The organism is Agaribacterium haliotis, assembly GCF_002312815.1.
Taxonomy (GTDB): domain Bacteria; phylum Pseudomonadota; class Gammaproteobacteria; order Pseudomonadales; family Cellvibrionaceae; genus Agaribacterium; species Agaribacterium haliotis.
In genome coordinates this window covers 292925-318237 of sequence record NZ_NKQJ01000002.1, presented here as the reverse complement: position 1 = coordinate 318237, position 25313 = coordinate 292925, and the positions used below count along the sequence as shown (strand labels likewise).

Here is a 25313-nt window from a genome sequence, read left to right as displayed (position 1 = left end):
GAGCATTGCGAAGAGCATGGCGGCTCGATAGTCCTGCGAATGGATATTCTCGTTTTTATTGCACCTATCAGTGTAGACCGAATACAGCGCGGCTAGGGTCGTCTGTGCTAGAATCGCGCGCCAGAACAGTCAACGAGTAAAGCCATGCATTGCCCTTTTTGCAGCGCCAACGATACCAAGGTTATCGACTCCCGCCTCGTCAGTGACGGCGCCCAAGTTAGGCGCCGCCGCGAGTGTGTTGCCTGCCACGAGCGTTTTACCACTTTTGAGGCGGCAGAATTATTGATGCCGCGGCTGATCAAACAAGATGGCTCACGCCAACCTTTTGATGAAAACAAGTTGCGCGCAGGTATGCAGCGCGCACTCGAAAAGCGCCCGGTTAGCGTTGAGCAGATAGAAACCGCCATTGCCAATATCAAGCACGGCCTACAGGCGATGGGCGAGCGCGAACTCGACTCGCGTCGAGTCGGGGAAATGGTTATGGACGAGCTGCGCAAGCTCGATCAGGTTGCCTACGTGCGCTTTGCATCGGTCTATAGAAGTTTTCAGGATTTAAGTGAATTCCAGCAGGAGATCGACCGGCTGCAAGCGAGCGAAGGCAAATAAGAAGGCAAGCAATGAGTTCAGAAATATTAGCCAATTCCGCCCCCAGCTTATCGGCCACAAAAGCTGACCGCGACTTTATGCAGCAAGCCATCGCGCTCGCCAAACACGGCTTAAACAGTTGTGCGCCCAACCCGCGAGTCGGCTGTGTCTTAGTGCGAGACGGCGCCGTTGTCGGGCGCGGCTGGCACCAGCGCGCGGGCGAAGCGCACGCCGAAATCAACGCTCTGGCCGATGCCGGTGATAACGCTCGCACGGCTACCGCTTATGTCACGCTAGAGCCGTGCAGTCACCAGGGGCGCACAGGGCCCTGCGCCGATGCGTTGATCGCGGCCGGTATCAGCCGCGTAGTCTACGGCATGCTCGATCCGAATCCCGAGGTCAGCGGCGCCGGCCTCGCTAAATTGAAACAAGCCGGCGTCGAGCTGCTCGGGCCGCTGCTGGAGGATGAGGCGCGAGCCTTAAACCCCGGTTTTATTAAGCGCATGGAGCTGGGCCAGCCCTATATACGTATTAAAAGTGCTATGAGCCTAGACGGCCGCACAGCCATGGCCAGCGGCGAGAGCAAGTGGATTACGGCACCGGCCGCGCGCGAAGATGTGCAAAAATTGCGCGCGCGCAGCTGTGCGTTGATCACCGGTGTCGGTTCGGTCGTTCACGACGACCCATCGCTGACGGTGCGCCTTGGCGACGATGACAGACAGCCGCTCAGAGTTATTGTCGACAGCAGCGCGCGCTGCCCGCGCCGCGCACAAATCTTCGAAAAGCAGGGGCGCACAGTGATCGCCTGCCTGGAAAGTGCTGAAATTGCCGCCGATGACGAGCGCGAATTTTGGCGCTTGCCCGAGCGCGACGGCAAGGTTGATTTACACGCTTTGGTTAAGCGCCTGGCCGCTGAAAACTGCAATGAGATTTTAGTCGAGACCGGCGCCGAGCTTGCCGGAGCGTTTGTTGGCGAGGCCTTGGTCGATGAATTTATTGTTTATATCGCTCCGAAGTTTATGGGCTCTCATGCGCGGCCGCTGTTTGAGCTGCCAATCTCGACCATGAGTGGTCATCTGCCGCTTATTATCAAAGATATCAGAGCCGTCGGTTACGACTGGCGCGTTACTGCGCTGCCAGATCCCGACAGTTAAGGAAGGCCATGTTTACCGGAATTATTGAAGCAGTCGGTACCGTTAAAGCCAGCGAACGCCAAGGCGGTGACCTGCGTTTACATATCGAGGCAAGTGAGCTCGACTGGGGTGACGTACAGCTCGGCGACAGCATAGCGACAAACGGCGTATGCCTGACTGCGGTCGAGTTGCCGGGCAACGGCTTTGTTGCCGACGTCAGCATAGAAACGCTTGATTTGACTTCGATTGGCCAGTTAAAAGTTGGCTCCAGAGTCAACCTTGAAAAGGCGATGATGCCCAAAAGCCGCTTTGGCGGCCACATAGTCAGCGGCCATGTCGACGGATTAGGAGAGGTCGTCAGCCGCCAGCCTGATGCTCGCTCCGAGCGTTTTGTTTTGCGTGCGCCGGCGGAGTTGGCGAAATACATCGCTCACAAAGGCTCAATTACCGTCGATGGCACGAGCTTGACCGTTAACAAAGTTAACGGCGCCGAGTTTGAGTTAAATATCGTGCCCCACACCATCGCTCACACCATTATTGGCGACTACCAAAGCGGCCGCCGTGTGAATTTGGAAGTGGATGTGATCGCGCGCTATCTCGAGCGGCTGCTGCTTGGTGAAAAAGCCGCAGAGCCCGAAGGCAGCGCTAAACTTACCGAAAGCTTTCTCGCCGAGAACGGCTACCTGCGTTAAAAGGCCTTAGTATGGAATTGGACAGCATCGCTGACATTATTGACGACATTCGCCAGGGTAAAATGGTCATCCTTATGGATGACGAAGACCGTGAAAATGAAGGTGATTTGGTCATGGCCGCCGAGCAGGTCAGGCCCGAAGATATCAACTTTATGGCGACCCATGCGCGCGGTTTGATCTGTTTGACGCTGACGCCCGAGCGCTGTCGGCATTTAGAATTGCCGCTGATGGTTCGTGAAAACCACAGCGCCCACGCGACAAACTTCACGGTGTCGATTGAAGCGGCCGAAGGTGTAAGTACTGGCATTAGCGCCGCCGACAGGGCGCGCACGGTGCGCGCGGCAGTGGCCAAAGAAGCCTCCGCTAAAGACATTGTGCAGCCGGGCCATATTTTTCCGCTGATGTGCCAACCCGGTGGTGTGCTCAGTCGCGCCGGCCACACTGAAGCCGGCTGCGATCTCGCCCGCCTTGCAGGCTATGAGCCGGCGGCGGCAATTGTTGAAGTTATGAACGAAGACGGTACGATGGCGCGCCGGCCGGAACTGGAGCAGTTCGCCAAGCAACACGGCATTAAAATAGGTACTATTGCCGACTTAATTGCCTACCGCGCGATTAACGAGCGCACGATCGAGTGCATCAACGAGCGCCAGGTGCAAACCGCCTACGGTGAATTTAAGCTTAAGACCTACCTGAACAAGGCCTTGAACGAGCGTCACTTTGCGTTAATCAAAGGCGACATCAGTCAAGAAGAAGCCAGCTTAGTGCGGGTACATGTTGGCAACACCGTTCGCGACGTGCTGAGCATCAGGCCAAATTCCGATGATTACAATGTCTGGGATTTTCACGCGGCGATGAAATATATCGCCGAGCACGGGTCGGGCGTGCTGGTCTATATCTGTCACAGCGAAACCACGGAAGAAATTGAAGAGGGCATAGACTGGCTTTTAAGTGGCAAGCAAATTCGCCCAAAACAGGATGTAGCTTACAAGCAGGTCGGCACCGGTTCTCAGATTCTGCAGGATCTTAAGGTGCACAAAATGCGCTTGTTGAGCGCGCCGTTTCGCTTTAAAGCGCTGAGCGGCTTTGATTTGGAGGTTGTGGAATATATCTGCAACGAGCAATAAAGACTTAAAAAGAGATGACTATGTCTATCACCACCATCGAAGGAAATTTTCAAAATTGCAGCGGCAAATATGTATTGCTGGTAAGCCGCTGGAACAGCTTTGTGGTCGAACACTTAAAGGACGGCGCGATTGATACCTTGCGCCGCCACGGCATCGCCGACAGTGATATCGACGTGGTATACGCACCCGGTGCTTTTGAGTTCCCGCTGGCGGCGCAGAAGCTGGCTGAAAGCAAAAAATACGATGCCGTTATTGCGTTGGGCGCGGTAATTCGCGGCGGCACGCCTCACTTTGACTACGTCGCCGGCGAATGTACAAAAGGCCTGGCTCAAGTCAGCTTAAATACCGGCCTGCCTATCACCTTTGGTGTATTGACGGTCGACAGTATCGAGCAAGCTATTGAGCGCAGCGGCACAAAAGCGGGCAACAAAGGCGCCGAGGCTGCCAGCACAGCGCTGGAAATGGTCTCTTTGCTAAAAAATATCTGAGTTTAATTTCATGAAAGTAAGTGCAGCTGCGCGCGGTCGCGCGCGCCGTATTGCGATGCAGGCGCTCTATCAGTGGCATATGACTGCCAATGCCCTGCACGTGATTGAAGCCGAGTGCCATGTCGAAAACGAGATGGACAAAGTCGATACCGAGTACTTCTCGGCAATTTTTCACGGTGTCGCTAAAAACAAAACCGAGATCGACGAGATCTTCCGCCCCTATCTGGTCGGTGTGACCTTAGAACAAGTTGACCCGATCAGCTTGGCTGTATTGCGCATGGCTACCTGGGAGTTAAAAGAGCGCATTGATGTGCCTTACCGGGTGGTTATTAACGAGGCGATCAACCTGACTAAAAAGTTTGGCGCCGCCGACAGCCACAAGTTTGTTAATGGTGTGCTCGATAAAGTTGCGCCAAAGCTCAGGACAGCGGAAACCCAGGCGGGTAAATAGTGGATGAATTTGGCCTGATTAAGGCGTTTTTCAGTGCTCACGGCAGCGGCGCTAGTGTGCGCCAGGGTGTCGGGGATGACTGTGCCGTACTGACGCCACCTTCGGGTCACGAGCTGCTGTGCAGCGTAGATACCGTCGTCGCCGGGCGCCATTTTCCCGCCGAAGCGCGGCCCGAACTGGTTGCCTCGCGGGCAGTGCGCACGGCTTTAAGTGACCTCGCGGCGATGGGCGCTGAGCCGCTGTGGATGACACTTGCGTTGACACTGCCGCACGCTGACGAAGCGTGGTTAAAGCTTTTCAGTCGCGGTTTGTATGAGGTTGCCGAACACTACGGCGTGAGCCTGGTTGGCGGCGATACCACCAAGGGGCCGCTGTGTATCAGTGTGCATGTCACTGGCTCCGCGCCTCAAGGCTCGGCCCTGTTGCGCAGCGGCGCCAAGGTTGGCGATGAGATTTTTGTCAGCGGCAGTCTCGGTGATGCCGCGGCAGGTTTGCAGTTACTGCTCGGCGATTTGGATACCGATGCGCAAAGTGCTCAGCAGCTCAAGCGCGCGTATTGGAAACCGGAGCCGCGTATCAAGCTCGGGCAAGAGCTGCGCGCTCGTGCCAGTGCCTGCATCGATATCAGTGACGGCCTGCTTGCCGATCTCGGCCACTTGGCTGAGGCCAGTGCGGTCAAGGCCGTTGTTGACAGCACCCGTATTCCGCTGTCGCAGGCGCTGTTGGCTTCCGCGCCAACACGCCAGGCGCTCGAGTACGCCTTGAGTGGTGGCGATGATTACCAGCTGTGCTTTACCGCCGGCGGAGCCGAAGCGGAGCAGTTAAAACAGGCCGGGCGCAGTCGTTCGCTCGATGTGACCCGCATCGGTGAGATCGTCGAGGGGCAAGGTGTGGTCGAGGCATCCAGCGGCGCGCCGTTTTTTGTTAAACAACAGGGGTTTCAGCATTTCTGATGGCTTATAAACGCAGCCCCATGCCACCTGCGCGACAGGTCTTTAGTGACTGGCGCATGTTCTTAGCTTTTGGCTTTGGTTCCGGCCTGGCCCGCATTATGCCGGGTACCTTTGGCACCCTGGCGGCGGTGCCTTTGTATTTGTTGTTTGCCGAGCTGCCGCTGTGGCTTTACGCTGCGCTTGTGGCCGCAGCTTGGCTGTTTGGCAACCACATCTGTACTTACGCCTCTAACAAGCTCGGCGTGCACGATCACGGTGGCATCGTCTGGGATGAGTTTGCCGGTTTTTGGCTGGCAATGTTTGCCGCGCCGGCTGGTTGGCACTGGTTACTGATTGGCTTTGTTCTGTTTCGCTTTTTTGACATGGTCAAACCCTGGCCAATTAGCTGGCTCGACCAGAAGGTCAAAGGCGGTGCCGGAATTATGATTGACGACATTGTCGCCGGGCTCTTTACCTTTGTTTGTATACAGGCTTCCGTTCATTTTTTTGCTTTGTAGGCCATACTTGATTCAAGCACTTGTGCTTAGTGCTTTTGAATAGAGATTGGTCACATGCATCGTTCCGCCGTTCTGCGCATCTTTTTGTGTTTGTCGTGTTGTTTGGCTCTCGCGAAGGGCTTCGCCCAGCCGCAAGCTTCGCGGCCAGATATCGTCGTCAAAGGCCTGATGCCCAATGCTGCAGTGCTGGTGATAAACGGCCGTCAGCACTTTCTCAAGGCCGGGAATAGCTCGCCTGAAGGGGTCAAGCTTATTCAGGCAACGAGTAAACAGGCGCTTGTGTCGTATCAGGGCCAGCGTTTTGAGCTCGGCTTGAGCCGCCAAATTGGCGCCAACTATAAACAAAATGAAGCGCGTGAAGTCAGGCTTGCCAGCCAGCGCCAAGGCCACTATTTCGGAACGGCAGTGATTAGAGGTTACAACGTGCCTTTTCTTGTCGATACGGGGGCGACGTCGATTTCTATGAGTTCGCGAATGGCCGATAGGCTCGGTTTGCGGTATAGGGATGGCGAGCTGATTCGTGTTGCGACGGCGCAGGGAGTAACTCTGGCTCACGAAATCCTGATTGCCAGTGTCAACGTTGGCGGCATTGTTGTAAACAACGCCAAAGCCACTGTGATCGAAGGGGATTTTCCAATCGACATGCTGCTTGGCAATAGCTTTTTGTCCAAGGTTGATATGCGCGTCGAGAGCGGCGTCATGATTCTGCAGAACCGCATTCTGCCCTGACTTGACGCTCAGCCGAGCAAAAGAGTATCGTGCCGGCCTTGCTGTAAAAGCTGCGGCGACCTATTGGAGTTTTTGTGTCGGTCAAATATGTAGAGTCATCCAAATTGCCCACCCCTTGGGGCGTATTTAGCATGCACGGTTTTGTTGATGAAACCAATGACAAAGAGCACGTGGTGCTCAGCTACGGTGATTTACACAACAGCGAAGAGCCGGCGCTGGTGCGCATTCACAGTGAGTGTCTAACTGGCGACGCTCTGTTCAGCCTGCGCTGTGACTGCGGCGCTCAACTACAGGCCGCCATGCACAAAATTGCACTTGAAGGTCGCGGTGCGATTTTTTATCTGCGCCAGGAAGGTCGGGGCATCGGCCTGATCAATAAGATCCGGGCGTATAAACTGCAAGACTGCGGGCTCGATACTGTTGAAGCAAACGAGAAGCTTGGTTTTGGTGCGGACATGCGCGACTACAGCATGCTCAAGCCTATGTTTGAACACCTCGGCATACAAAAAGTCCGGCTGATGACCAACAACCCTCGCAAGATTAAAGCTCTGGAACAGATCGGCGTTGAGATAGTCGAACGCCGCCGCCACGAAACCGGCCGCAACCCACACAACGCCCAGTACCTCGAAACAAAAAAAGGCAAACTTGGCCACTTGCTTGACGGCGAAGAGAGCGAGCCCTAGCTGCTAATAGTCGCTTTTTATTGATTTGAATATTTGCGTGCCAAAAAAAATTTTATTAATATCGGCGCGCAATTCTTCTTGTATTGAATGGATCTAGCACCGTAACTACAAATTAGTTGCGGCCCTGCAAATGGAACTTGGAGCGCGTAGTTATTTTTTAGGCGTTTTTTTCCTTTCTGTAGTACTTCTCTATTGCTCTATTTGAGTTGCGCATATCTCCCACGTTAGCGTTAAGGCGGCTGGGTGTTTCACAATTAAAAGTAATTAAATGGATATAAATAATGCGTATTTTATTTATTGTTTTCTTTGGGGTTATTTTTGCCAGTGGCTGTGCCACGACTAAACAGCAACCGATCAACTATAGCGAAACAACTTTACACAAGGATGCCAAGATTGGTATTGCGGTAGCGCCGCTGCCAGATGTGCAGATTACCTATCCCGGGGCAAGTTGCTTACTGTGCTTAGCTGCTGCAGCGGCTGCAAATAGCAGTTTAAGCAAACACGTAGATAGCTTGAGCGCTGATGATTTGAAAGAAATCCCTTTGCTGATTAAAGCAAAAGTGGAAGAGCTTGGTTACGACGCGAAGATTATTGAAGCCCCACTTGAGTTGAGTGAGCTGCCTAAGTATTCCGGCAAGCTGCCCAATACCGCACCGCGAGACTTTTCGTCTTTTAAGCAAAAGTACGACGTAGACTACCTGATTGGTGTTGAGCTTAATTATGTTGGGGTTCAGCGTAACTATTCTTCGTATGTTCCAGTAAGCGACCCGCAGGCGCTAATTAGCGGTCTGCAGTTTGTTGTTCGAGTTGAAGACAATACTTTTACCTGGTTTAAACCCTTGGACTTTCGCAAGGGCGCTGAAGGTGAGTGGAAACAAAAACCTGATTTTCCAAACTTAACTAACGCTTATTACCAAGTTGTCGAGTCAACCCTGGATGAGGTTGTAAACACCAAGCGCGGCAAAATTAATGAAGGTGAAGTCATTGACCCTGAAACAGGGGAAATTGCCCAGGTTGACTTGAGCAAGCAATAAAAGAAAAGGCCTGCATTGCTGCAACACTGTTCACTTAATGATGGAACGAGATGGTAGGAGCGAAGCTGAAGTGGGTTTGATTGGGTCTCTGCCGCACGGATGCGGCGGCGAAGCCCCCATGGACGGGTTTACGGCGTCCCGAGAAAACCCGCATCAGCTTCGTTCCGGGAAGTTTGCACTTAAGTGAACAACATTGAGGTAATGCTGGTCTTTTTTTGGGGGGGGTTGTGAATGAAATTTTTAGTTTATATTGCCATACTATTTAATGTTGTTGCATGCGGCAGCCAAAACCCAGTAAAAGAATCATATGAAGCGTTGGAGCCTGTTGACTCCAGTCGTGTTTACCTGCGTTTTCCTCCGCTGGAGGAAATTGCCTTCTACGGCAAGCCCGATAGTGACAACGAAGCTAGATCTAGCGGAGCCATGCTGTACCCAGGCTATGACATGGTTAGCTTTATTGCTGGTATTGCCACTCACGCGGCAGTTCAATCGAGCATGGAGGCGCAGCGAGATAAGCAGCGTGAAGAAATGGCCAATCGTATAGTTGATGGCTATCGTTCTGTTGTCGAACGTATCAACGCAAAGAGCATTGTGGGTTCAGGCCGTTTTATTGAATACGGGCAAGAGAAAGTTGAAGTTTTTTTGGCCTCTCAGGAGGCACATATTCCAGAGGCCCATGTTTATATAGCGCAGGTTGCACCAGCATTTTATCTTACCCAAGACAACGCGGATCTTATTGCACTAAATACGGTTGTTTTTGTTTCGAATAAAGACGATTCGCTAAGGTCTAAAAATATACAGGTCGAATATCTTATTCCGGCCAAGTCCCCTGACCCCCAAGCCTACTGGGCGCAAGATGATTACCAGGTGTTTCGCCAGGCGGTGCGCAGCGCGTTTCTGAAAACCATTGAGATTGCCTACAGTCAATATCGACAGCAAGGTGCTGGCTTATCGATGAAGCAGAGGACCGTGCGCTACAAAGAAGACGGTGAAAAGCGTGTGGAGCGCGGTTGGGTTGTTAATGAAAGTTGTGATCGAATAGAGTTTGTTACGCTGAATAAGTCTTTTAAGTCGGTGCCAAAGTTTCGAGCATCAGCGTGCGAGCTTGAGCCGGTCGCGCAGCTTGATTCAAGTCAGTAAATTAATGCCCGTTCACGGGCATTAACAAATTTAGCGCATAGCACAGTAGTTTGGCAGCTGCTCAATACGCTTAAACCAAGTTGTGATTGCGCGGTAAGGTGTTAAGTCAAAGCCGCCTTCATCGGCGACGTGGGTGTAAGCATAGAGACTGATATCGGCAATGCTACAGGTGTCGCCACAGAGAAAGTCGCATTGTTGTAGCTGCTGATTCATAAGCGCAAGGGCGCGATAGCCCCCGTCTTTTTTACTTTCGTATTCGCCGCGGCGCTCTTCGGGCAGACCGAGATAGGTTTGAATGAAGCGGGCGACAGCGATATATGGCTCGTGACTATATTGCTCAAAAAAAAGCCATTCAAAGACCTTGGCTTTTTGATAGCTATTTTGCGGTAAAAAATCGGTGTTGTCGGCGAGAAAAGCCAGTATCGCATTGGATTCACTTAAGTAGCGACCGTCGTCGAGCTTAAGTACTGGCACTTTTGCGTTGGCGTTCATTGCCAAAAAATCTTCGCTGTGCGTTTCTTTTTTTAGAATGTCGATATCTTGCCAGTGGTAGTCTAGCCCTAACAATTCGAGCATTAATTTTATTTTGTAGCAATTGCCGCTAATTTTGTCGCCGTAGACGGTGTACATAAAATCACTCTTGTTGTGTGAGGCTTTGGCCGCCAAGTTGGAAGCAATAAACGTAAGCCAACGATACAGTGGCCTTGTAGCTGTGCCAAGGGTGAAGTTATTCTGTTGGGCTGAAGGCTGGCCTAAACCAGGGCCTGGTGAAAAATAAATACTCTAGGGTGCTGGTGCTTGTTTTAAGTTACTGTCTTAAGGTAGTTAATCTAAGCGTCTTTACTTTTGTGAGCTAGAGTAGCGGCGTTTGCTTCCCAGTTCCTTCCGTCAAATTTATTTATATGTACGCTCTTGGGCTTTTGCTCCAGGCAGCGAAGGTTAACGTCAATGCCGTCGGGGTTTGAGCGGGGGATGTAAAAAGCTTTAATGCCACAGACCGAGCAAAAGTAGTGCTTGGCGATTTTTTCATTAAACTGATAGCAGCTTAGATATTGCTCGCCGCTTAAAAGTTTAAATTTGCTTCGTGGAAGAATCAGGTGAAGAAAGCCTGTTTTCTCACAGATCGAGCAGTTGCAATCTTCAACCTCAACGTATTCTGGGGCTTCGATTGAAAATTGCACCTTGCCACAGTGGCAGCCGCCGTTATATAGCATATTACCTATCTTCCTTGTCTGGATTCTGGCCGAGTATTAGTGGCTCAGGTGTGCTGTCGCGCTGTTGCCTGTAATTGTCAATCAGTTCACACATAAGTGTCGCACCTTCGGCAATGCGGAATGTGTGCCTGTGCAGTAAATCGGGGTCGATGGTTTTTAACTGCTGATTTTTTACTGCACTTAAGCTTGTGAAGCGCAGCCACATATCGAGCTTGTCATCGTTATCTTTCGAGCCGGTAATAATTATCTCGGGGTCTGCGCTTAGCACACTTTCAAAGCTTAAAGTGGGGGCGACAGCTTTTGCTTGGGCGGCAATATTTGTTCCGCCACACAACTCGATGACCTGGTGAATAAGTGTTGTATTGTTTAAGCTTTGCAGAGGGTCGTGCCATACCTGATATAAAATACGCACCTTAGCTTGGTGTTGATATCTTTGTCTTAGTGCGGCAATTTTTTTATCAAAATCGTCTGCGCGAAGTTGGCCTATTTGAGGTTTTTTTGAGAAAAGTGAAAGCTTGCGGACATTGTTGCTAATGTCATCAAAGTTGTGTGCATCGCTGGTGTAAACTGTTAGGCCTAGATCTTTCAGGCGCTGCATTTCAATATCTTTATTGGCTCCGGCCCAAGCGAGAATCAAGTCAGGGTTTAAGCTGACTATGCTTTCAATGTTGATAACCGAACTGTTGCCTACGCGAGGAAGTTTTTGAACGGCTTTGGGGTAGTCGGCATAGTCCACTGCGGCCACCAGAGCCGTACCGATTTCGGCAGACCACGCTTGTTCAGCCAGATGTGGAGCAAGAGCGACTACCCGCTTGGCTGGTTGCTTGAGGTTTACCTGTCGGCCGCTATCGTCTGTTACTACAATGTCAGCAAGGCATGAGCACGCAGCAGCTGCAGCTGTAAGTAACGCGAATAAATATCTAATCATAAAAACTCAGAAGCTTTTTCCCCGTGATTGGGTGTTGAACAAATAGTGCTTTTTTTTCAAATACATCACTAAACAGTTTTTCATTGAGGCAGGTCTCGGTTGGGCCGTGCTGTACTAAATGCCCCCGATGAAGCATCAATAGTGAATCTGCATATTGGCTAACTAAATTAAAATCGTGCATCACACAAATAATGCTGCATCCCTCGTTAGCCATCTCTTTGAGTTGGTTCATCAGGTTGTATTGATGTTTGATGTCGAGCGCACTACTGGGTTCGTCCAGTAGCAAAACCCTGAGTGTAGAATCTTGCTTGCGCCAGAGCTGAGCAAATATGCGGGCGAGTTGGCAGCGCTGCTGCTCGCCGCCACTTAGTTCGGTATAGGCTTTATATTTTAGCTGTATTAAATCGCAGCTTTGCAGCGCTGCGTGCACCACATCGTTATCTACCCGTTGACCACTGCTGTGCGGTGTGCGCCCGAGTTTGACAACTTCTTCGACGCTAAATGCAAAGTGTAAATTGCTTTTTTGTGGCAGTACTGCAAGCGATCGTGCCCTTAGTTGTTCAGGCCAAAGCTCAAGTTCTTTATCTCCGAGCTGTATATGGCCGGCGCTTATTTTTAACTCGCCGCTTAAACAATTTAATAAAGTACTTTTGCCTGCGCCATTGGGGCCGAGTATGGCGTGTAGGCCAGGGCCTAGGTCAAAACTAATATTGTTTAATATTTGGCTTTTTTCGCGCTTAAAACTTAAGTTTCGGCAGCTTAACATTTCGGGGCCTAATAGCTGTATGCAGGGCGTTTGCGCAGTAATACAAGAAAAAACGGTGCACCGATAAATGCGATAAGCAAACCAACGGGCAGTTCGCTGGGCGCCAGTAACAGGCGCGCGCCGATATCTGCTGCCAGTAGTAATAGCGCACCGCAGACCGCTGACACCGGTAATAAAATACGGTGGTCGGGGCCCACCAGTAAGCGACACAAATGGGGGATAATCAAACCGATAAAGACGATGCTGCCAGCCAGTGCCAGCGCTGAGCCGGTTGCCACCGCGACAACAACAATAAGCAAATGTTTGCTCTGTTCAACTTTGATGCCTAGGTGGCGGGCTTCACTTTCTCCAAGTAAAAAGATATTGAGTACGCGGGCTTGGCGATACAGTAAAACAAAACACAGGGCTGCTAAGCTAATCGCCGACACTGCGCGCAACCAGTCGCTGCCGCTTAAGCTGCCCATGTGCCAGAGGCTCATTTGGCGCAAAATTTGATCGGTTGAAAAAAATTGCAGCAGCTGATTGATGCCCGCGGCAAGCGCACTCAAAGCCATGCCAGCCAGAAGCATGGTGCTGACACTGACATAACTTCGGTGTTTGGCGATGTGGTAAACCGCAAGCACCGCCAGTGCTCCGCCGAAGCTTGCCCCTAAGGCTGAGCCACCGAGACTGCCAATGTGGCCTATCGAATACGGAGCGAGTTGGGCGCTAAAAAAAATAAATAAGCTGGCACCGAGTGAGGCGCCGGCACCGACGCCAATAATCGACGGGTCGGCTAAGGCATTGCGAAATAAACCCTGCATCGCGCAGCCGCTTGTCGCCAATAAGCAGCCGACACCGATTGCCACCAAGGTGCGTGGCAGGCGCAGTTGCAGAACGATGTTTTGTTGCTGCTCGGAACTAAATAGTAAGCTGAGCTCGAAAGAGCTAGAGCCCAGACTGAGCGACGCGAGAAGTAAAATCGCACCGAGCAACAGCAAAGTGATGGTCAGCTTTGTTGTTGCGACGCGGCCCATTAAAAGTCAACGCCCCGGCGGGCTTTTATGCCGGCCTTAAATGCGTGTTTTACCTCTTTAACTTCAGATACCGTATCAACTAAATCTTTTAAGGCGGAGCCGCCGCCGCGCCCGGTGACAACAACACTTTGCTGCTCGGGGCGGTTTTTGATGTAGTTGAGTATCATCTGCTCATCTAGATATTTATAGGCGATCATATAGGTCAGCTCGTCGAGCACGACCAGGTCGATACGGCTGTCTGTCAGGGCCTTTTCTGCATGCGCCCAGGTGGTTTTGGCCGCGGCAATATCGGCTGTTCTATCTTGCGTATTCCAGGTAAAACCCGTGCCCATTTGATAGAAGTCGATATCGGGGCAGCAATCGCGAATATAGATTTCTTCGCCGCTTAGCTGCTGGCCTTTAATAAACTGGATTACGGCCACTTTTTGACCGTAACCCAAAGCGCGCATGACCATGCCAAAGGCCGATGAGCTTTTGCCTTTGCCGCTGCCGGTTAGCAGCACACTAACGCCGCGCTCGGTAGAGGCTTCGGCAATATGGGCATCGACTTTGGCTTTTTGTTTTTGCATCGCCTGGCGATGCTTGTCATTGCGCTTGTTATCGTTCATTAGAAATCAAAACGTATGCTAACTTTAGCGGCCTGGCCGGGAACACTGTAACCGTCGCTCAAGGTGTAATCCTGGTCGGCAACGTTGCTAATTTTCCCCGCGAGGCTCAGGTTTTGATTGACACTGTAATTCATATACAGGTCAAACACACCATAGTCGGCAATGTCCTTGTCGCCGTTTTCCCGCTTGCCCTGGTACAGGCCAATCACACCGTAGTCAACTTTATCGCGCTGGTGCGAAAGCACAAAACTAAACTTTTCTTTGCTGCGTTTGGTCAGTGTTTCACCGGTTGTTTTGTTTTCGGGTTCCACATAGCTGGCAGTCGCGCTGAGCTTAATTGCACCAAAGCTAGCTCCGCTGCTAATGTCGATGCCGCGGATGGCCGCTTCATCGACGTTTTCCGGCTGGGTAATACCGCTTTCGCTATCGGTGCTGCTGAGAATTAAGTTGTCGATCTCGTTGCGATACAGAGCGGTTTCAATATGCCAGTTGCTCTGGCGGAATTTATAGCCAATTTCGTAGTTTAACGATTCTTCCGGTTTTAAATCTGGGTTGCCTTTGTAGCCCCAGGCTTCGGGCCAGTAAAGCTCGTTAAAGTCCGGAGCTTTAAAACCTTCGGCGACGCTCATGTAAAGGCGGTTGTTATTATTCACGGCAAGGCCGAGATTAAACGACGCAGTGGTGTGAGAGCCAAAGGCGCTGTTGTCGTCGCTGCGTACACCAAGGCTGTATTCAACGATGGAAACTTGCCCGAGGTACTGAGCAAATACCGCGGTGTTGTCGCGCTCGTCTTCGGTATAGGCGGTTGAGCTATCGACTTTATCTTTGTTGTAGTCGAGGCCCAGGCTCAGGGTGTGAGCTGCGCTAAAACGAAAATCGTTTAACCACAGCGCAGATTGGCGCTTGGTTTCAAATTTACTGGTCTCGCCGATAACAGTGCTGCCATTGACAAAATCATAGTTCTTGTTGCGGTCTGCACTTAAGCCGGCATTTAAGCGGCTTGCATATAAACCGCCGTTGTCGAAAGCGAGGCTCAGCTGGTTGGCGCTTAATTGTTGTTTGGTCGAAGGCAGCTTGTCTGGGCTCCAGAGATTGTCATAACTGCTGTCTGCGCGGGCATTGAGTGAAGTAAAGCTCAGTTCAAAGGCGGCGCCCAGCTGTTGTTGCAGGCTCAGCTCTGCCGAACGGTTGCGGTAGCCGTCGTCATCTTTGTTGTTGCCGCTGTTGTCGACGGTGGCGTCAAAGCCGTCGCTGTCTGTTGATGCAAAGCCGATGGAATAATCGGTACTTTCAGCGAGCTTGCCTTTTGAGCCGGCAGCGGCGCGGGTGCTGTTAAATGACCCCGCTTCAAAAAGGCCCCAGCTGTTGTTTTTATCTTTGTCGCTGAAGGTAAAAAATTGAAGTACACCACCGATGGCTTCGCTGCCGTAAATAGATGAGCGCGAACCTTTGACATACTCGGTTCTGGATATCAGAGCTGGATCAATAATGCGAAACGATGATGTGCCGCTGGTTGCCGATGAAAAGCGCTGGCCGTTGATCAGCATCAGAGTTTGATCGCTGTTGGTACCGCGTGTGAAAACGGAGGTAACCGAACCCGGGCCGCCGTTGCTGGTCACATCGGCACCACTGCTAAGAGCAAGCACCTGAGCAAAATCCGTTAATTGCAGCGCTGCGATTTGTTCTTTGTTATAAACATCAACCGAAGCCGCGGTTTCAAACACGCTGCTTTCTTTTAAATTAGCGGTGACAACAAGCTCTTCCGTGCGATCAGTATTTTCCGCTTGAGCTAAAGCGCTAGTGGCAGTACTAACCGCGAGGCTGAGTAACAGGGGTTTGGTAATGGTCATGGTAGCATCCATATTTGCTGAAAATATGATGCACGGGAGGGAAACGAAGGCGGCGCCAGGTACTTGTTGTTTCTGCGGCGCTGACTACGGATGTCGCCCACCGCAACATCGTGATTAAGGCTAAATCGCCTTGCTATTTTCAGGGCCGGTATCCGGGCTTGAGGCTTGAAGACTTTCTTCGTTTGTGTCGCCTTCCCGTGTGTTTACACAGTGGCCAAAGACACAAATTTACCTCTTACCGTTGCGGGGGCAGCGCAGGATTTACACCTGCTTCCCGTTTAACTGCGCAGAGACGGTTGGCGTTTGCGCAGCACCTTAAAAACGGCGGCATTATAAGCTGCATAAGAGCGAATGCAATAATAGGTGCCTAAATATAGTTGCCCCCGGGGCTAATAATTTGAGGCAGGGCAAGTTAAGCTAGCAAGCTTTAATAACAGCCCTAAATCGCAAATATATTAACGTCAGCTTGTTGTTTTAATGAATCGTGGATTCACTCTGATAGAGTTAGTCGCCGCGCTAGCGTTGCTGGCGATATTGGCGGCAAGTATCGCCTCCCGTTACGCGGATCTGCAGCAAGAAGCTCGCTCCGTGCAGCTTCAGGCAATGGCCGATGCTGCCGGTGCCGGCGCCAGGCTTATTCACGCCCAGGCGGCGCTCGAGGGGCTAATTGAGGGGCGCCAGAATATTGATCTGGACGGCACGGTTGTACAGTTGCACAGCGGGTATCCGCGCGGGCACTGGAACAATGCTGTGCGTTACATGATTACGCTCGACAATGTGCGTTTTACAAATGCCACAACCGTTTGCGCAGATACCTGGTGCGGGCGGGGTAATCAGCGCAATGTGCCCGGCTACGGATCAACGCCTGGCCGAGGCGCAAAAATCTGGCCCAGAGGTTATCGCTGGAGCGATCGCTGCGGTGTCTTTTACATCAATCATGAAGATGGGCGCGACCCGGAAGTCGGCGTAGATGAACTCGGCTGTTAGCCGGTTTGCATCTTTGGGCCTGGAGCTTTGCCGTGAGCCTACTGACGCTTGGCCCTAAGGGGGTAGCATGAGCAATGTACAACTTATTCTCGGAGATATTTCGGCGGCCGGCTGCGATGCCATCGTCAACGCCGCCAACCCAACACTGCTCGGCGGGGGCGGTGTCGATGGCGCTATTCACCGGGCGGCGGGGCCCGCTCTATACGAGGCCTGCTTAGCTGTACCGCCGCTAGGCAAACAGCGCTGCCCGACGGGCGAGGCGCGTATTACCGCAGCTGGCAAGCTGAACTGCCGCTACGTGATTCACACGGTCGGCCCGGTTTATCACAGCGACGAGCACAGCGCGCCACTGTTAAAGCGCGCTTACGAAAATAGCCTGTTATTGGCGCTGGCCAACGATTGCCGCAGCCTTGCTCTGCCCGCGATTTCTTGTGGTGCCTACGCTTATCCGCTGACGAAAGCGGCGGCCATCGCGCTAGGTCTTGCGCTGGAGCCTCGCTGGTCGCAGCTGGACCTGCGTTTTTATCTCTACGAACAGCAGTCCTTTGACAGCTGGCAGCAGGTGTTTAAGCGGCTTACTTGAGCTTAAAGCGCTGCATGATTAAAAAACTGACGACAAACAGGCCGGCGAGTATCAGTTTACTAAAGGCCAGGGCGCTGCCGATGGAGACATTGCGCGGGCCCTGATTCTGGATTAGCCAGGTCAGGCCAAGTGCCAGCGCGGCGCTTATGAAGGCCTGTTCGATTTTCATGGCATTGCGGCCATAAAAAACCCAAGCAAGTGCCGGTGCGCATAACCAGATTGGGCCTTGGCTCCAGTTGAAGTATGGGCTTACATCGCCGAGGCTGCGCAGGCAGACAATCATAAATAAGGTGCAAATTAGAGTGTCAAATACGGTTTTCACAGGTTGCCTCGCTCAGTCTGGGGCGACGATTATGCTAAGCTAGGCGTTTTTTACAAGCCCGCTGTTATTGTTGTTGGCGTCGATAGCGCGGCAGTTTCTGTGTGCAGGCCTCGGAGGCTTTGTTTTGCCTTTTCTAAAAACAAGCTCGCGGCTCGCCCAGTTTACGGTGTCGCAGCGGCGCGAGCTTAGCTACCGCTGCTTAATAAATAAATCCTGGCCGGTCATTCTCGCCAATGCCGCCGTGCCCCTGTTGGGTTTGACCGATACCGCAGTTATCGGTCACGTCGGCAGCACCAGTGAACTGGCCGGGCTCGCCGTCGCCGCGCTGTTGTTCAATTTTATTTATTGGACGCTCGGTTTTTTGCGCATGGGCACTACCGCTCATGTTGCCAAGCTAGATGGCGACAACCGCGCCATCGCCGTGGTGCTGGCACAAAGCGCTTTGATCGCGCTGTGTTTGGCTTTGCTTATATTACTTGCACAGCGCTATCTGTTACTTGGCGGGCTGCAATTATTGGCGCCGCCAGCTCAGGTCGGCGCTACGGTTGAGGATTATTTTCAGCTGAGAATCTGGGCCGCCCCTGCAGTACTTCTGAACTATATTGCTCTTGGTTATTTTATCGGCAGTGGCCACAGCCGCACCTTGTTGTTCTTTCAGCTGTTGTTAAATGTCAGCAATGCTGTGCTCGATATTTTGTTTGCGGTGTATTTTGATTGGGGCTTAAAAGGCATTGCCCTGGGTACAGTGATTGCGGAGTATGTGAGTGCAGCGCTCGCTTTAGTCGTGGTTATTCGGCGAGTTAAAGCGCCGTGTTTTCTGGCGCTAAAGAAAGCTCAATTATTTGAGCAGCAAGCGCTGTTGGCGCTTTTTAGCCAAAATCGGGATTTGTTTATCCGCACCTTGTTTTTATTGCTCGGTTTTGCCTTGTTCACCCATATCGGCGGCAGCTTTGGCGAGGCGACACTCGCGGCTAATCACCTGCTGCTACAGTTTCTGGCTTTTGCGGCTTTTTTTCTCGATGGATACGCCTATGTACTCGAGGCGTACGCCGGCCGGGCTTTGGGGCGCGGCAACTGGCTTTATTTGCGCGAGGCCTTAGTGCGCACTTCACTGCTGGCTTTAGTGACCGCGCTGCTACTGGCCTTGGTATTTTATGGTTGCGGGCCAAGCCTGGCTTTACTATTTACCGATAAAAGCGATGTGTTAGCGCTTATACCAGCGCTGTTGCCATTTTTAGCTCTTTATGTGTTGTTGGCGGTCGCAGCATATCAATTTGACGGTTTGTTTATCGGTGCAGGCTTTGCATCGGCGATGCGAAATTGCTCGCTGATATCTTTTACAGGTTTTGCGGCAGTGTATTACGGGCTGGGTTCAGCGTGGTTAAACCTTGGCTTATGGTGGGCCTTTATTGCTTTTGCTTTGTTTCGCGCTGTTAGCTTGGCGCTGTATTTGCCGGCACTAAAACAACGAATACTTACTTATGTTTGATAAACAACAGTTAATAAAAATAGCAAATTTTCGTATGCCTTTTGGCAAGTACAGTGGTACACGCTTAATTCACATTCCCGAAGAGTATTATTTGTGGATGCGGGCCAAGGGCTGGCCGGCCGGTGAACTCGGCGAGCTGATGTCGCTGTGCCTTGAAATAAAAGTTGAAGGCCTGGAAAAACTGATTGAGCCGCTTGTGCAGTATGAGCCGAGCGAGCGCGATGATTACCCGGGTTAGGAACCTAGAGCGAATAAGAGCGGAGCAAAGAACATGCAAGTGCTAACAGAGAAAACCGTACTCACCACATCAAGCGGCGATATGCAGGTGGAGATCTTCCGGCCAAACGCGCCCGGGCGCTTTCCCAGTATTATTTTTTATTCTGAAATATTTCAGATTACCGCGCCGATCGCCCGCAGCGCCTGTTTAATGGCCGGTCTAGGTTTTGTTGTTATTGTGCCCGAGGTCTTCCACGAGCTTAATGCCATGGGCACGGTGCTGGCGTACGACGATGCCGGCAAAGACAAAGGCAATAGCGACAAGTTTACCAAGGCGCTGGAGAGCCACGACAGCGATACCCAGGCGATTGTCGAGTGGAACCAGCAGCAGAGTTTTACCGCTGGCTCAATCGGGGCAATGGGGGTATGCATAGGCGGCCACCTGGCATTTCGCGCGGCGTTAAATAAGAGCATCGCCAGCGCTTTTTGCCTGTATGCAACGGATATTCACAGCAATACTCTACCCTGCAAAGAAGGTAACGACAGCCTTAGCCGCGCCGCCGATATTAACGGTGAAGTTTTTATGGTCTTTGGCAAGCAGGACCCCCACGTTCCGGTTGACGGGCGGCTCAAGCTCTATCAGCATTTTCAGGCCTGTGGTTTGAATTTTAACTGGTTGGAAGTCAACGCCGTGCACGCTTTTATGCGCGATGAGGGCGACAGGTATGACCCGGCATTGGCTCTGGATATGTATGCGCGCGCGCGCGAATTTTTCCAGCGCACACTCTAATTAATTTGTGGCAGGGGGCTTAGTAGGCAGCGTATGTTTATAGTTGATTTAACTTATATTGTCGATTTAGAGCTGGTCGAGCCTCATATGCAGGCGCATATGGCCTGGCTAGAGCAGAATTATCAACAGGGAGTGTTCTTAGCTTCGGGAAGAAAAAATCCGCGCAGCGGAGGGGTGATTCTGGCTAGTTGTGAAGATCAGCGGCAACTACAAAAAATACTTCAACAAGACCCCTTTGCGGTGAATAAGCTTGTTCGCACCAACATTACTGAAGTGTTGTTAAACAAGTCCGCCATTGGCCTTGAGCCGCTTATTAATTGTTAAATCTATGACAACAGCGTTAGACGTATTACAACACACCTTTGGTTACGATCAGTTTCGTGGTCAGCAACAGGAAATTATCGAAGCGCTTGCAGGCGGCGAAAATGTTTTGGTGTTGATGCCAACCGGCGGCGGTAAAAGCCTGTGTTATCAAGTTCCAGCGCTGCTGCGGCCCGGTGTCGCAATTGTTGTATCTCCGCTGATTGCACTGATGCAAGACCAGGTCGATGCACTTGATGAGCTGGGCGTAAAAGCCAGTTTTTTAAATAGTAGTTTGAGCTTTGACGAGTTAAAACAAGTCGAAGCTCAGCTTTTAAATGACGAGCTTGATCTGCTTTATATTGCCCCGGAACGCCTGCTGCAAGAGCGTAATCTGGCCTTGCTTGAGCGCTGCCATCTATCGCTGTTTGCGATAGATGAGGCGCACTGTGTCAGCCAGTGGGGGCACGATTTCCGCAGGGATTATTTGGCATTAAATCAGTTGCGTCAGCGTTTTCCGGCCGTGCCGATGATTGCGTTAACGGCAACGGCCGACGAGCGTACCCGCGAGGAAATTGTTGAGCGCTTGCAGCTTCAAAACGGGCGCCATTTTGTCTGCGGTTTTGACCGGCCCAATATTCAATATCGCATTCAGCAAAAACAGCGCAGTCGCGAGCAGTTGTTGAAATTTCTTGAGCAGGAGCAGCAGGGCAATAGCGGCGTTGTCTATTGCCTGTCGCGCAAAAAAGTTGAAGAAACTGCGCGCTGGTTGAGTGAGCGCGGCTACCGCGCTCTGCCATTTCACGCAGGCCTTGGCAGCGAAGAAAAAAAGCAAAACCAAACGACTTTTTTGCGCGAAGAGTCTGTGATTATTGTTGCGACCATCGCTTTTGGCATGGGCATAGATAAACCCGATGTACGTTTTGTTGTGCATATGGACATGCCCAAAAGCATTGAGGCGTATTATCAGGAAACCGGGCGCGCGGGTCGCGATGGTGAAGCGGCAACGGCATTGATGTTTTACGGTATTGAGGATGTGGTAAAACTCAAGCAGATGGCTTCGGCATCTGAAGCCGGCGAGCACTTTAAACGCCTGGAACAACAGCGCATCAATACGCTCTTGGGGCTGTGTGAGTTGCACACTTGTCGGCGCCAGCTGCTGCTGCGCTATTTTGGTGATGAGCTCGACCAGGCCTGTGGCAACTGCGACAACTGTCTAGAGCCGCCGCGCAGCTGGGATGCGACGGAGGCGGCGCAAAAAGCACTGAGCTGTGTCTATCGCAGCGGTCAGCGCTTTGGTGTCGGCCACCTAATTGATATTTTGCGCGGTGCCAACAACGAGCGCATTCACAAGTTTGGCCATCACCGGCTCAGCACCTGGGGCATAGGCAAAGAGCACAGTGCTGAACAGTGGCGGGTAATTTTCCGCCAGTTGCTCGCGCGCGAATTGCTTGCGCTCGATGATGAGGGCTGGGGAGTGCTGCACCTGACTGAGTCCGCCAGGCCTATTTTGCGCGGCGAGGAAGTGCTCGAACTGCGCGAAGACGTTAAACAAAAACCGAGCCGGCGCGAAGCCCGGCGCATTATCGATGAAATCGAGCCGGCGGATATGCCTCTGTGGCAAGCGTTGCGCGCCTGCCGCAAGCACTTGGCTGAAGAGCACGGCGTGCCGCCCTACGTGATATTTTCTGATGCAAGCTTAAAAGAGATGTTGGTGCACCGCCCTGTCAACGCCGAAGCCATGCTGGCAATTAACGGAGTTGGCGATAAAAAAATGCGCAATTTTGGCCAGGATTTTATTGATGTTGTAATCGCACACCAGTACGAATAAGCCAGCCCGGAGCCTGTTTGTTTATTGCCGTGTTTTATTGCACTGAAATAAGTATTAAATATTTGACTATATCTTAGCTGCTTCATCCTGAAAGTAATAACTGCTTGCTTCAATTTGACCTCGGTCAAGCCTTTCATGCATTGTCGAGATAACGTAAGCTGAAACTCCAGCCCCAGTCTTGTTGCCACAGCGTATTTGGCAGGGATGTTTTTACTCTGGAGTTTGAAGCACTACGAGAGATGGATATGAAAGAACTGATCACCCTTGGCGAATTTGTCATCCAGCAGCAGCACAAACACAGTGATGCAACGGGCGACTTAAGCCAGATTTTTGGTGCGATTAGGCTGGCGTCGAAGCTGGTTCATCGTGAAATTAACAAAGCGGGCATTGCTGACATTACCGGTGCTATTGGCCAGGAGAATATTCAGGGCGAACAACAGCAGAAGCTGGATGTCTATGCCAATGAAAAATTTAAGGCCGCTCTGGCCGCGCGCGGTTTGGTCTGTGGCATAGCCTCTGAAGAAGAGGAGAGTTATGTTTCGTTTGATCAGGACATAAACCACGGCAGTAAATATGTGGTGTTAATCGACCCGATTGACGGCTCGTCAAATATTGATGTCAACGTTGCGGTTGGCACTATATTTTCTATTTATCGGCGCAAATCCCCTCACGATGGCCCGGTGCAGTTGGAGGACTTTCTGCAGCCGGGCACGGCGCAGGTCGCCGCCGGTTACGTTATATTCGGCACCAGCACGATGCTGGTCTACACCACTGGTGAAGGTGTCAATGGCTTTACATTTGACCCGAGCATTGGCGTGTTTTATCTCAGCCATGCGAATATGCAGATCCCCAAAACCGGGCGTATTTATTCGGTGAATGAGGGCAACTACGTTCATTTTCACGATGGTGTTAAACGGTATATCAAGCACTGCCAGGAATTTGATCCGGCGACAAACCGGCCCTATACCTCGCGTTATATAGGCTCGCTGGTTGCCGATTTCCACCGGAATTTATTAAAAGGTGGTATTTATTTTTACCCGAGTTATGCCAACCACCCTATGGGCAAGCTGCGCCTACTTTACGAATGTAACCCTATGGCCTGGCTGGCAGAGCAAGCCGGCGGTCGCGCCAGCGACGGCAGCGGCACGCGCATACTCGATATCAAGCCGATGGAGCTACACCAGCGAACGCCTTTTTATGTTGGTTCGAGCTCGATGATGGATGATGTAGAGGGTTTTATAGCGAAGGAAAAAGCCCGCCTACAGCAGATGGCGGAGCTGGTCTAAACGAGTGAGATTCCGGTTCCGCCGCGCGCAGTTGCTGTTGATTTAGCTTTCAGCTGGCCCGCCGCAAATTTTATTTATCGAGCGGGCCGGGTTTTTCTTGTTTGTTTTTTTGAATAGCTTGTCTTTGCCTTCGGGCTTACCTTTCCAGGGCTTCTCGCATTTGTTTTTCTTTTAAGCGCGTTTTTATGCGCTCTATCGTGCCTTGGTCGGTATGGATCTCAAGTGCGTGGGTGGCGGCGCTGACGGTTGCCGAAACGATGACCCCGGTAAACATAATGCCGAGCACAGCAATGAGCACCGCCATAATCCTAGACGGCCGGTGCAGCGGCCGCATATCGCCGTAGCCGACGGTGGTGGCGGTTATCGCGGCCCAATAAAGGGTGTTTAACAGGCTCCACTTTTCATAGCGCTTTGCCACAAATGCCGCAGCGACAATAAGCACAGACAGTAGCAGCAGTATGGGAGACAGCAGCGCCAGGAAGGCTAGCAGCAGCTCAATAAACGATATTGCAAAATCCATGTATAAGTTCTAGTTGATCAGTCGACAATGGTGTTAAGTTTGAGCAGCTGGCCCTGGCGCCATACAGAAACGTCAATGCGCTCGCCCTTTTTGCGGCTTTTGAGGTAATTCCAGATATAAGCCAGGCCCTCTTCATCAATGCTGACAGGCTGATCGCCGATGCTGATAACAATATCGCCGCCGAGCACAAGCTCTATGCCGCCGAGATTGGCCGGCAGCTCGCCGCCCTGAATGCCGAGCTTAGCGCCGAGGCCGCTCGGCGCGGTGTGTTGCACCAATAAACCGTTTTTATAGGGCACGTTGAGTGCACGCATCAGCAGGTCGTTAAGTGGCACCTGTTCCATGCCCATCCAAACCGGCGGATTATTGAGGAAAATAGTTTTTGCCATATTGATACTGCCGGCAAAACCAAGGCCTTCACTGCCACCGCTTTGGCTCAGTATGTGGCTGACGATGCCGATCACTTCGCCGCGCGAATTAAACATAGGCCCGCCACTGTTGCCTTTGTTAATGGCTGCGTCGGTTTGTAGAAACTCAAGTTCAAATACATGGGCCGGGCCTTGTTGCTGGCGGCGGCCACTGATGTGGCCAATGCTGAGGCTCTGGCTGACACCGTAGGGGGCGCCGATAATCATAATCTCTTCGCCAATCTGGGCTTTGTCTGAATCGCCAATTTTAGCGACTTGTAAATTATCCGGCGCGTCGAGTAAACGAATAATGGCAAGGTCGGCCGGTGCAATCGAACTGATGGTCTGAGCTTTAAAGCTGCGCCCGTCGGTCAGTTTAACTTCGAGTTTGTCTTCGGCGTGGACAACGTGTGCGGCGGTAAGAATATGGCCGTTGCCGACCAGCACGCCCGAGCCAAGGCTCGATGAACTGGTATCAACTTTACCGCTTACCGTCTGCGCAGCACTTGTGCGGCTAGTATGAATAGTGACAACGGTGTCTTTAACCTGTTTATAAGCTCGGCTGTAGTCGCGAGCGTAAATGTTGGTGCTAAGCAGGCTTAATAAACAAATCGATAAAAGGGTGCAGCGAGTGAACATCTTTTTTCCTTCGCACAGTTGTTGTGGTGAGCCTGCTTAGGGCTTGTAGCAA

At 51.7% G+C, this 25313-nt stretch carries 30 protein-coding genes and 1 riboswitch; of the genes, 20 read left to right on the top strand and 10 right to left on the bottom strand.

Annotated elements, in window-relative coordinates:
* Nucleotides 1-144: 144 nt before the first annotated feature.
* From nrdR to CFK45_RS04215, 12 genes are all read left to right on the top strand, one after another.
* A complete protein-coding gene (nrdR, locus tag CFK45_RS04270) occupies nt 145-606 on the top strand; it encodes a transcriptional regulator NrdR (RefSeq protein ID WP_096085180.1) in 462 nt (153 codons plus the stop codon).
* Between the two features lie 11 nt (nt 607-617).
* Nucleotides 618-1739: a bifunctional diaminohydroxyphosphoribosylaminopyrimidine deaminase/5-amino-6-(5-phosphoribosylamino)uracil reductase RibD gene (gene ribD / locus CFK45_RS04265; protein WP_096085179.1), complete on the top strand. Its 1122-nt coding sequence runs from the start codon at nt 618-620 to the stop codon at nt 1737-1739.
* Nucleotides 1740-1747: 8 nt separating this feature from the next.
* Entirely contained in the window at nt 1748-2410 is a 663-nt protein-coding gene (locus CFK45_RS04260; protein ID WP_096085178.1) for a riboflavin synthase, read from the top strand.
* An 11-nt stretch (nt 2411-2421) separates the two neighbouring features.
* Entirely contained in the window at nt 2422-3534 is a 1113-nt protein-coding gene (gene ribBA / locus CFK45_RS04255) for a bifunctional 3,4-dihydroxy-2-butanone-4-phosphate synthase/GTP cyclohydrolase II (protein WP_096085177.1), read from the top strand.
* Nucleotides 3535-3554: 20 nt separating this feature from the next.
* Nucleotides 3555-4022 carry a 6,7-dimethyl-8-ribityllumazine synthase gene (gene ribH / locus CFK45_RS04250; RefSeq protein WP_096085176.1) on the top strand — a complete coding sequence of 156 codons (468 nt, stop codon included), beginning with the start codon at nt 3555-3557 and terminating at the stop codon, nt 4020-4022.
* A 10-nt stretch (nt 4023-4032) separates the two neighbouring features.
* Nucleotides 4033-4473, top strand: coding sequence for a transcription antitermination factor NusB (gene nusB, locus CFK45_RS04245; protein ID WP_096085175.1), 441 nt, complete (start codon nt 4033-4035; stop codon nt 4471-4473).
* On the top strand, nt 4473-5426 hold the full coding sequence (thiL, locus tag CFK45_RS04240) for a thiamine-phosphate kinase (RefSeq protein ID WP_239923546.1): 954 nt from the start codon (nt 4473-4475) through the stop codon (nt 5424-5426). Before nusB ends, thiL begins: the two co-directional genes overlap by 1 nt.
* Nucleotides 5426-5923, top strand: coding sequence for a phosphatidylglycerophosphatase A family protein (locus CFK45_RS04235; RefSeq protein WP_239923544.1), 498 nt, complete (start codon nt 5426-5428; stop codon nt 5921-5923). The genes thiL and CFK45_RS04235 overlap by 1 nt, the downstream gene beginning before the upstream one ends.
* A gap of 54 nt (nt 5924-5977) precedes the next feature.
* Nucleotides 5978-6652: a TIGR02281 family clan AA aspartic protease gene (locus CFK45_RS04230; protein WP_096085173.1), complete on the top strand. Its 675-nt coding sequence runs from the start codon at nt 5978-5980 to the stop codon at nt 6650-6652.
* Nucleotides 6653-6726: 74 nt separating this feature from the next.
* Complete coding sequence (gene ribA, locus CFK45_RS04225) at nt 6727-7335, top strand: GTP cyclohydrolase II (protein WP_096085172.1); 609 nt, start codon at nt 6727-6729, stop codon at nt 7333-7335.
* Between the two features lie 281 nt (nt 7336-7616).
* A complete protein-coding gene (locus tag CFK45_RS04220) occupies nt 7617-8369 on the top strand; it encodes a hypothetical protein (protein WP_096085171.1) in 753 nt (250 codons plus the stop codon).
* A gap of 231 nt (nt 8370-8600) precedes the next feature.
* Nucleotides 8601-9509, top strand: coding sequence for a hypothetical protein (locus tag CFK45_RS04215; protein ID WP_096085170.1), 909 nt, complete (start codon nt 8601-8603; stop codon nt 9507-9509).
* A 30-nt stretch (nt 9510-9539) separates the two neighbouring features.
* Here the strand turns inward: CFK45_RS04215 and CFK45_RS04210 are convergent, their stop codons facing one another.
* The 7 genes from CFK45_RS04210 to CFK45_RS04180 form a co-directional block, all read right to left on the bottom strand.
* Complete coding sequence (locus tag CFK45_RS04210; protein ID WP_096085224.1) at nt 9540-10139, bottom strand: glutathione S-transferase family protein; 600 nt, start codon at nt 10137-10139, stop codon at nt 9540-9542.
* Nucleotides 10140-10339: 200 nt separating this feature from the next.
* The gene (locus tag CFK45_RS04205; RefSeq protein ID WP_096085169.1) at nt 10340-10723 is read right to left on the bottom strand and encodes a GFA family protein; all 384 of its coding nucleotides are present in this window, start codon (nt 10721-10723) and stop codon (nt 10340-10342) included.
* 1 nt (nt 10724) lies between these two features.
* Nucleotides 10725-11651, bottom strand: coding sequence for a cobalamin-binding protein (locus tag CFK45_RS04200; protein WP_096085168.1), 927 nt, complete (start codon nt 11649-11651; stop codon nt 10725-10727).
* Nucleotides 11644-12417: a heme ABC transporter ATP-binding protein gene (locus CFK45_RS04195; RefSeq protein ID WP_096085167.1), complete on the bottom strand. Its 774-nt coding sequence runs from the start codon at nt 12415-12417 to the stop codon at nt 11644-11646. The genes CFK45_RS04200 and CFK45_RS04195 overlap by 8 nt, the downstream gene beginning before the upstream one ends.
* A gap of 8 nt (nt 12418-12425) precedes the next feature.
* Complete coding sequence (locus CFK45_RS04190; RefSeq protein WP_096085166.1) at nt 12426-13433, bottom strand: FecCD family ABC transporter permease; 1008 nt, start codon at nt 13431-13433, stop codon at nt 12426-12428.
* Nucleotides 13433-14041, bottom strand: coding sequence for a cob(I)yrinic acid a,c-diamide adenosyltransferase (gene cobO, locus CFK45_RS04185; RefSeq protein ID WP_096085165.1), 609 nt, complete (start codon nt 14039-14041; stop codon nt 13433-13435). The genes CFK45_RS04190 and cobO overlap by 1 nt, the downstream gene beginning before the upstream one ends.
* Nucleotides 14041-15891, bottom strand: coding sequence for a TonB-dependent receptor domain-containing protein (locus CFK45_RS04180; protein ID WP_158224599.1), 1851 nt, complete (start codon nt 15889-15891; stop codon nt 14041-14043). The genes cobO and CFK45_RS04180 overlap by 1 nt, the downstream gene beginning before the upstream one ends.
* A gap of 126 nt (nt 15892-16017) precedes the next feature.
* Nucleotides 16018-16224: riboswitch (cobalamin riboswitch) on the bottom strand.
* Between the two features lie 144 nt (nt 16225-16368).
* Here CFK45_RS04180 and CFK45_RS04175 point away from each other — a divergent pair.
* Together CFK45_RS04175 and CFK45_RS04170 are read left to right on the top strand one after the other, a co-directional pair.
* Entirely contained in the window at nt 16369-16878 is a 510-nt protein-coding gene (locus tag CFK45_RS04175) for a prepilin-type N-terminal cleavage/methylation domain-containing protein (protein ID WP_096085163.1), read from the top strand.
* Nucleotides 16879-16945: 67 nt separating this feature from the next.
* Nucleotides 16946-17461 (top strand): macro domain-containing protein, encoded by a 516-nt coding sequence (locus CFK45_RS04170; protein WP_096085162.1) that lies wholly within the window; start codon nt 16946-16948, stop codon nt 17459-17461.
* Here CFK45_RS04170 and CFK45_RS04165 read toward each other — a convergent pair.
* Nucleotides 17454-17783, bottom strand: coding sequence for a hypothetical protein (locus CFK45_RS04165; protein ID WP_096085161.1), 330 nt, complete (start codon nt 17781-17783; stop codon nt 17454-17456). The genes CFK45_RS04170 and CFK45_RS04165 overlap by 8 nt on opposite strands.
* Before the next feature lie 124 nt (nt 17784-17907).
* Here CFK45_RS04165 and CFK45_RS04160 point away from each other — a divergent pair, with 124 nt between their 5' ends.
* The 6 genes from CFK45_RS04160 to fbp all read left to right on the top strand — a co-directional run bounded on the left by CFK45_RS04160 (nt 17908) and on the right by fbp (nt 23695).
* Nucleotides 17908-19272: an MATE family efflux transporter gene (locus tag CFK45_RS04160; protein ID WP_158224598.1), complete on the top strand. Its 1365-nt coding sequence runs from the start codon at nt 17908-17910 to the stop codon at nt 19270-19272.
* On the top strand, nt 19265-19510 hold the full coding sequence (locus CFK45_RS04155) for a DUF3820 family protein (RefSeq protein ID WP_096085159.1): 246 nt from the start codon (nt 19265-19267) through the stop codon (nt 19508-19510). The genes CFK45_RS04160 and CFK45_RS04155 overlap by 8 nt, the downstream gene beginning before the upstream one ends.
* Nucleotides 19511-19543: 33 nt before the next feature.
* Nucleotides 19544-20278 (top strand): dienelactone hydrolase family protein, encoded by a 735-nt coding sequence (locus tag CFK45_RS04150; protein WP_096085158.1) that lies wholly within the window; start codon nt 19544-19546, stop codon nt 20276-20278.
* 33 nt (nt 20279-20311) lie between these two features.
* Nucleotides 20312-20602: a YciI family protein gene (locus tag CFK45_RS04145; RefSeq protein ID WP_096085157.1), complete on the top strand. Its 291-nt coding sequence runs from the start codon at nt 20312-20314 to the stop codon at nt 20600-20602.
* A gap of 4 nt (nt 20603-20606) precedes the next feature.
* Nucleotides 20607-22409, top strand: coding sequence for a DNA helicase RecQ (gene recQ, locus CFK45_RS04140; protein WP_096085156.1), 1803 nt, complete (start codon nt 20607-20609; stop codon nt 22407-22409).
* 245 nt (nt 22410-22654) lie between these two features.
* Nucleotides 22655-23695: a class 1 fructose-bisphosphatase gene (fbp, locus tag CFK45_RS04135; RefSeq protein ID WP_096085223.1), complete on the top strand. Its 1041-nt coding sequence runs from the start codon at nt 22655-22657 to the stop codon at nt 23693-23695.
* 136 nt (nt 23696-23831) lie between these two features.
* Here the strand turns inward: fbp and CFK45_RS04130 are convergent, their stop codons facing one another.
* Both CFK45_RS04130 and CFK45_RS04125 read right to left on the bottom strand, forming a co-directional pair.
* Nucleotides 23832-24215, bottom strand: coding sequence for a potassium channel family protein (locus CFK45_RS04130; protein ID WP_096085155.1), 384 nt, complete (start codon nt 24213-24215; stop codon nt 23832-23834).
* 17 nt (nt 24216-24232) lie between these two features.
* The gene (locus CFK45_RS04125; RefSeq protein WP_096085154.1) at nt 24233-25261 is read right to left on the bottom strand and encodes a S1C family serine protease; all 1029 of its coding nucleotides are present in this window, start codon (nt 25259-25261) and stop codon (nt 24233-24235) included.
* Nucleotides 25262-25313: the final 52 nt, after the last annotated feature.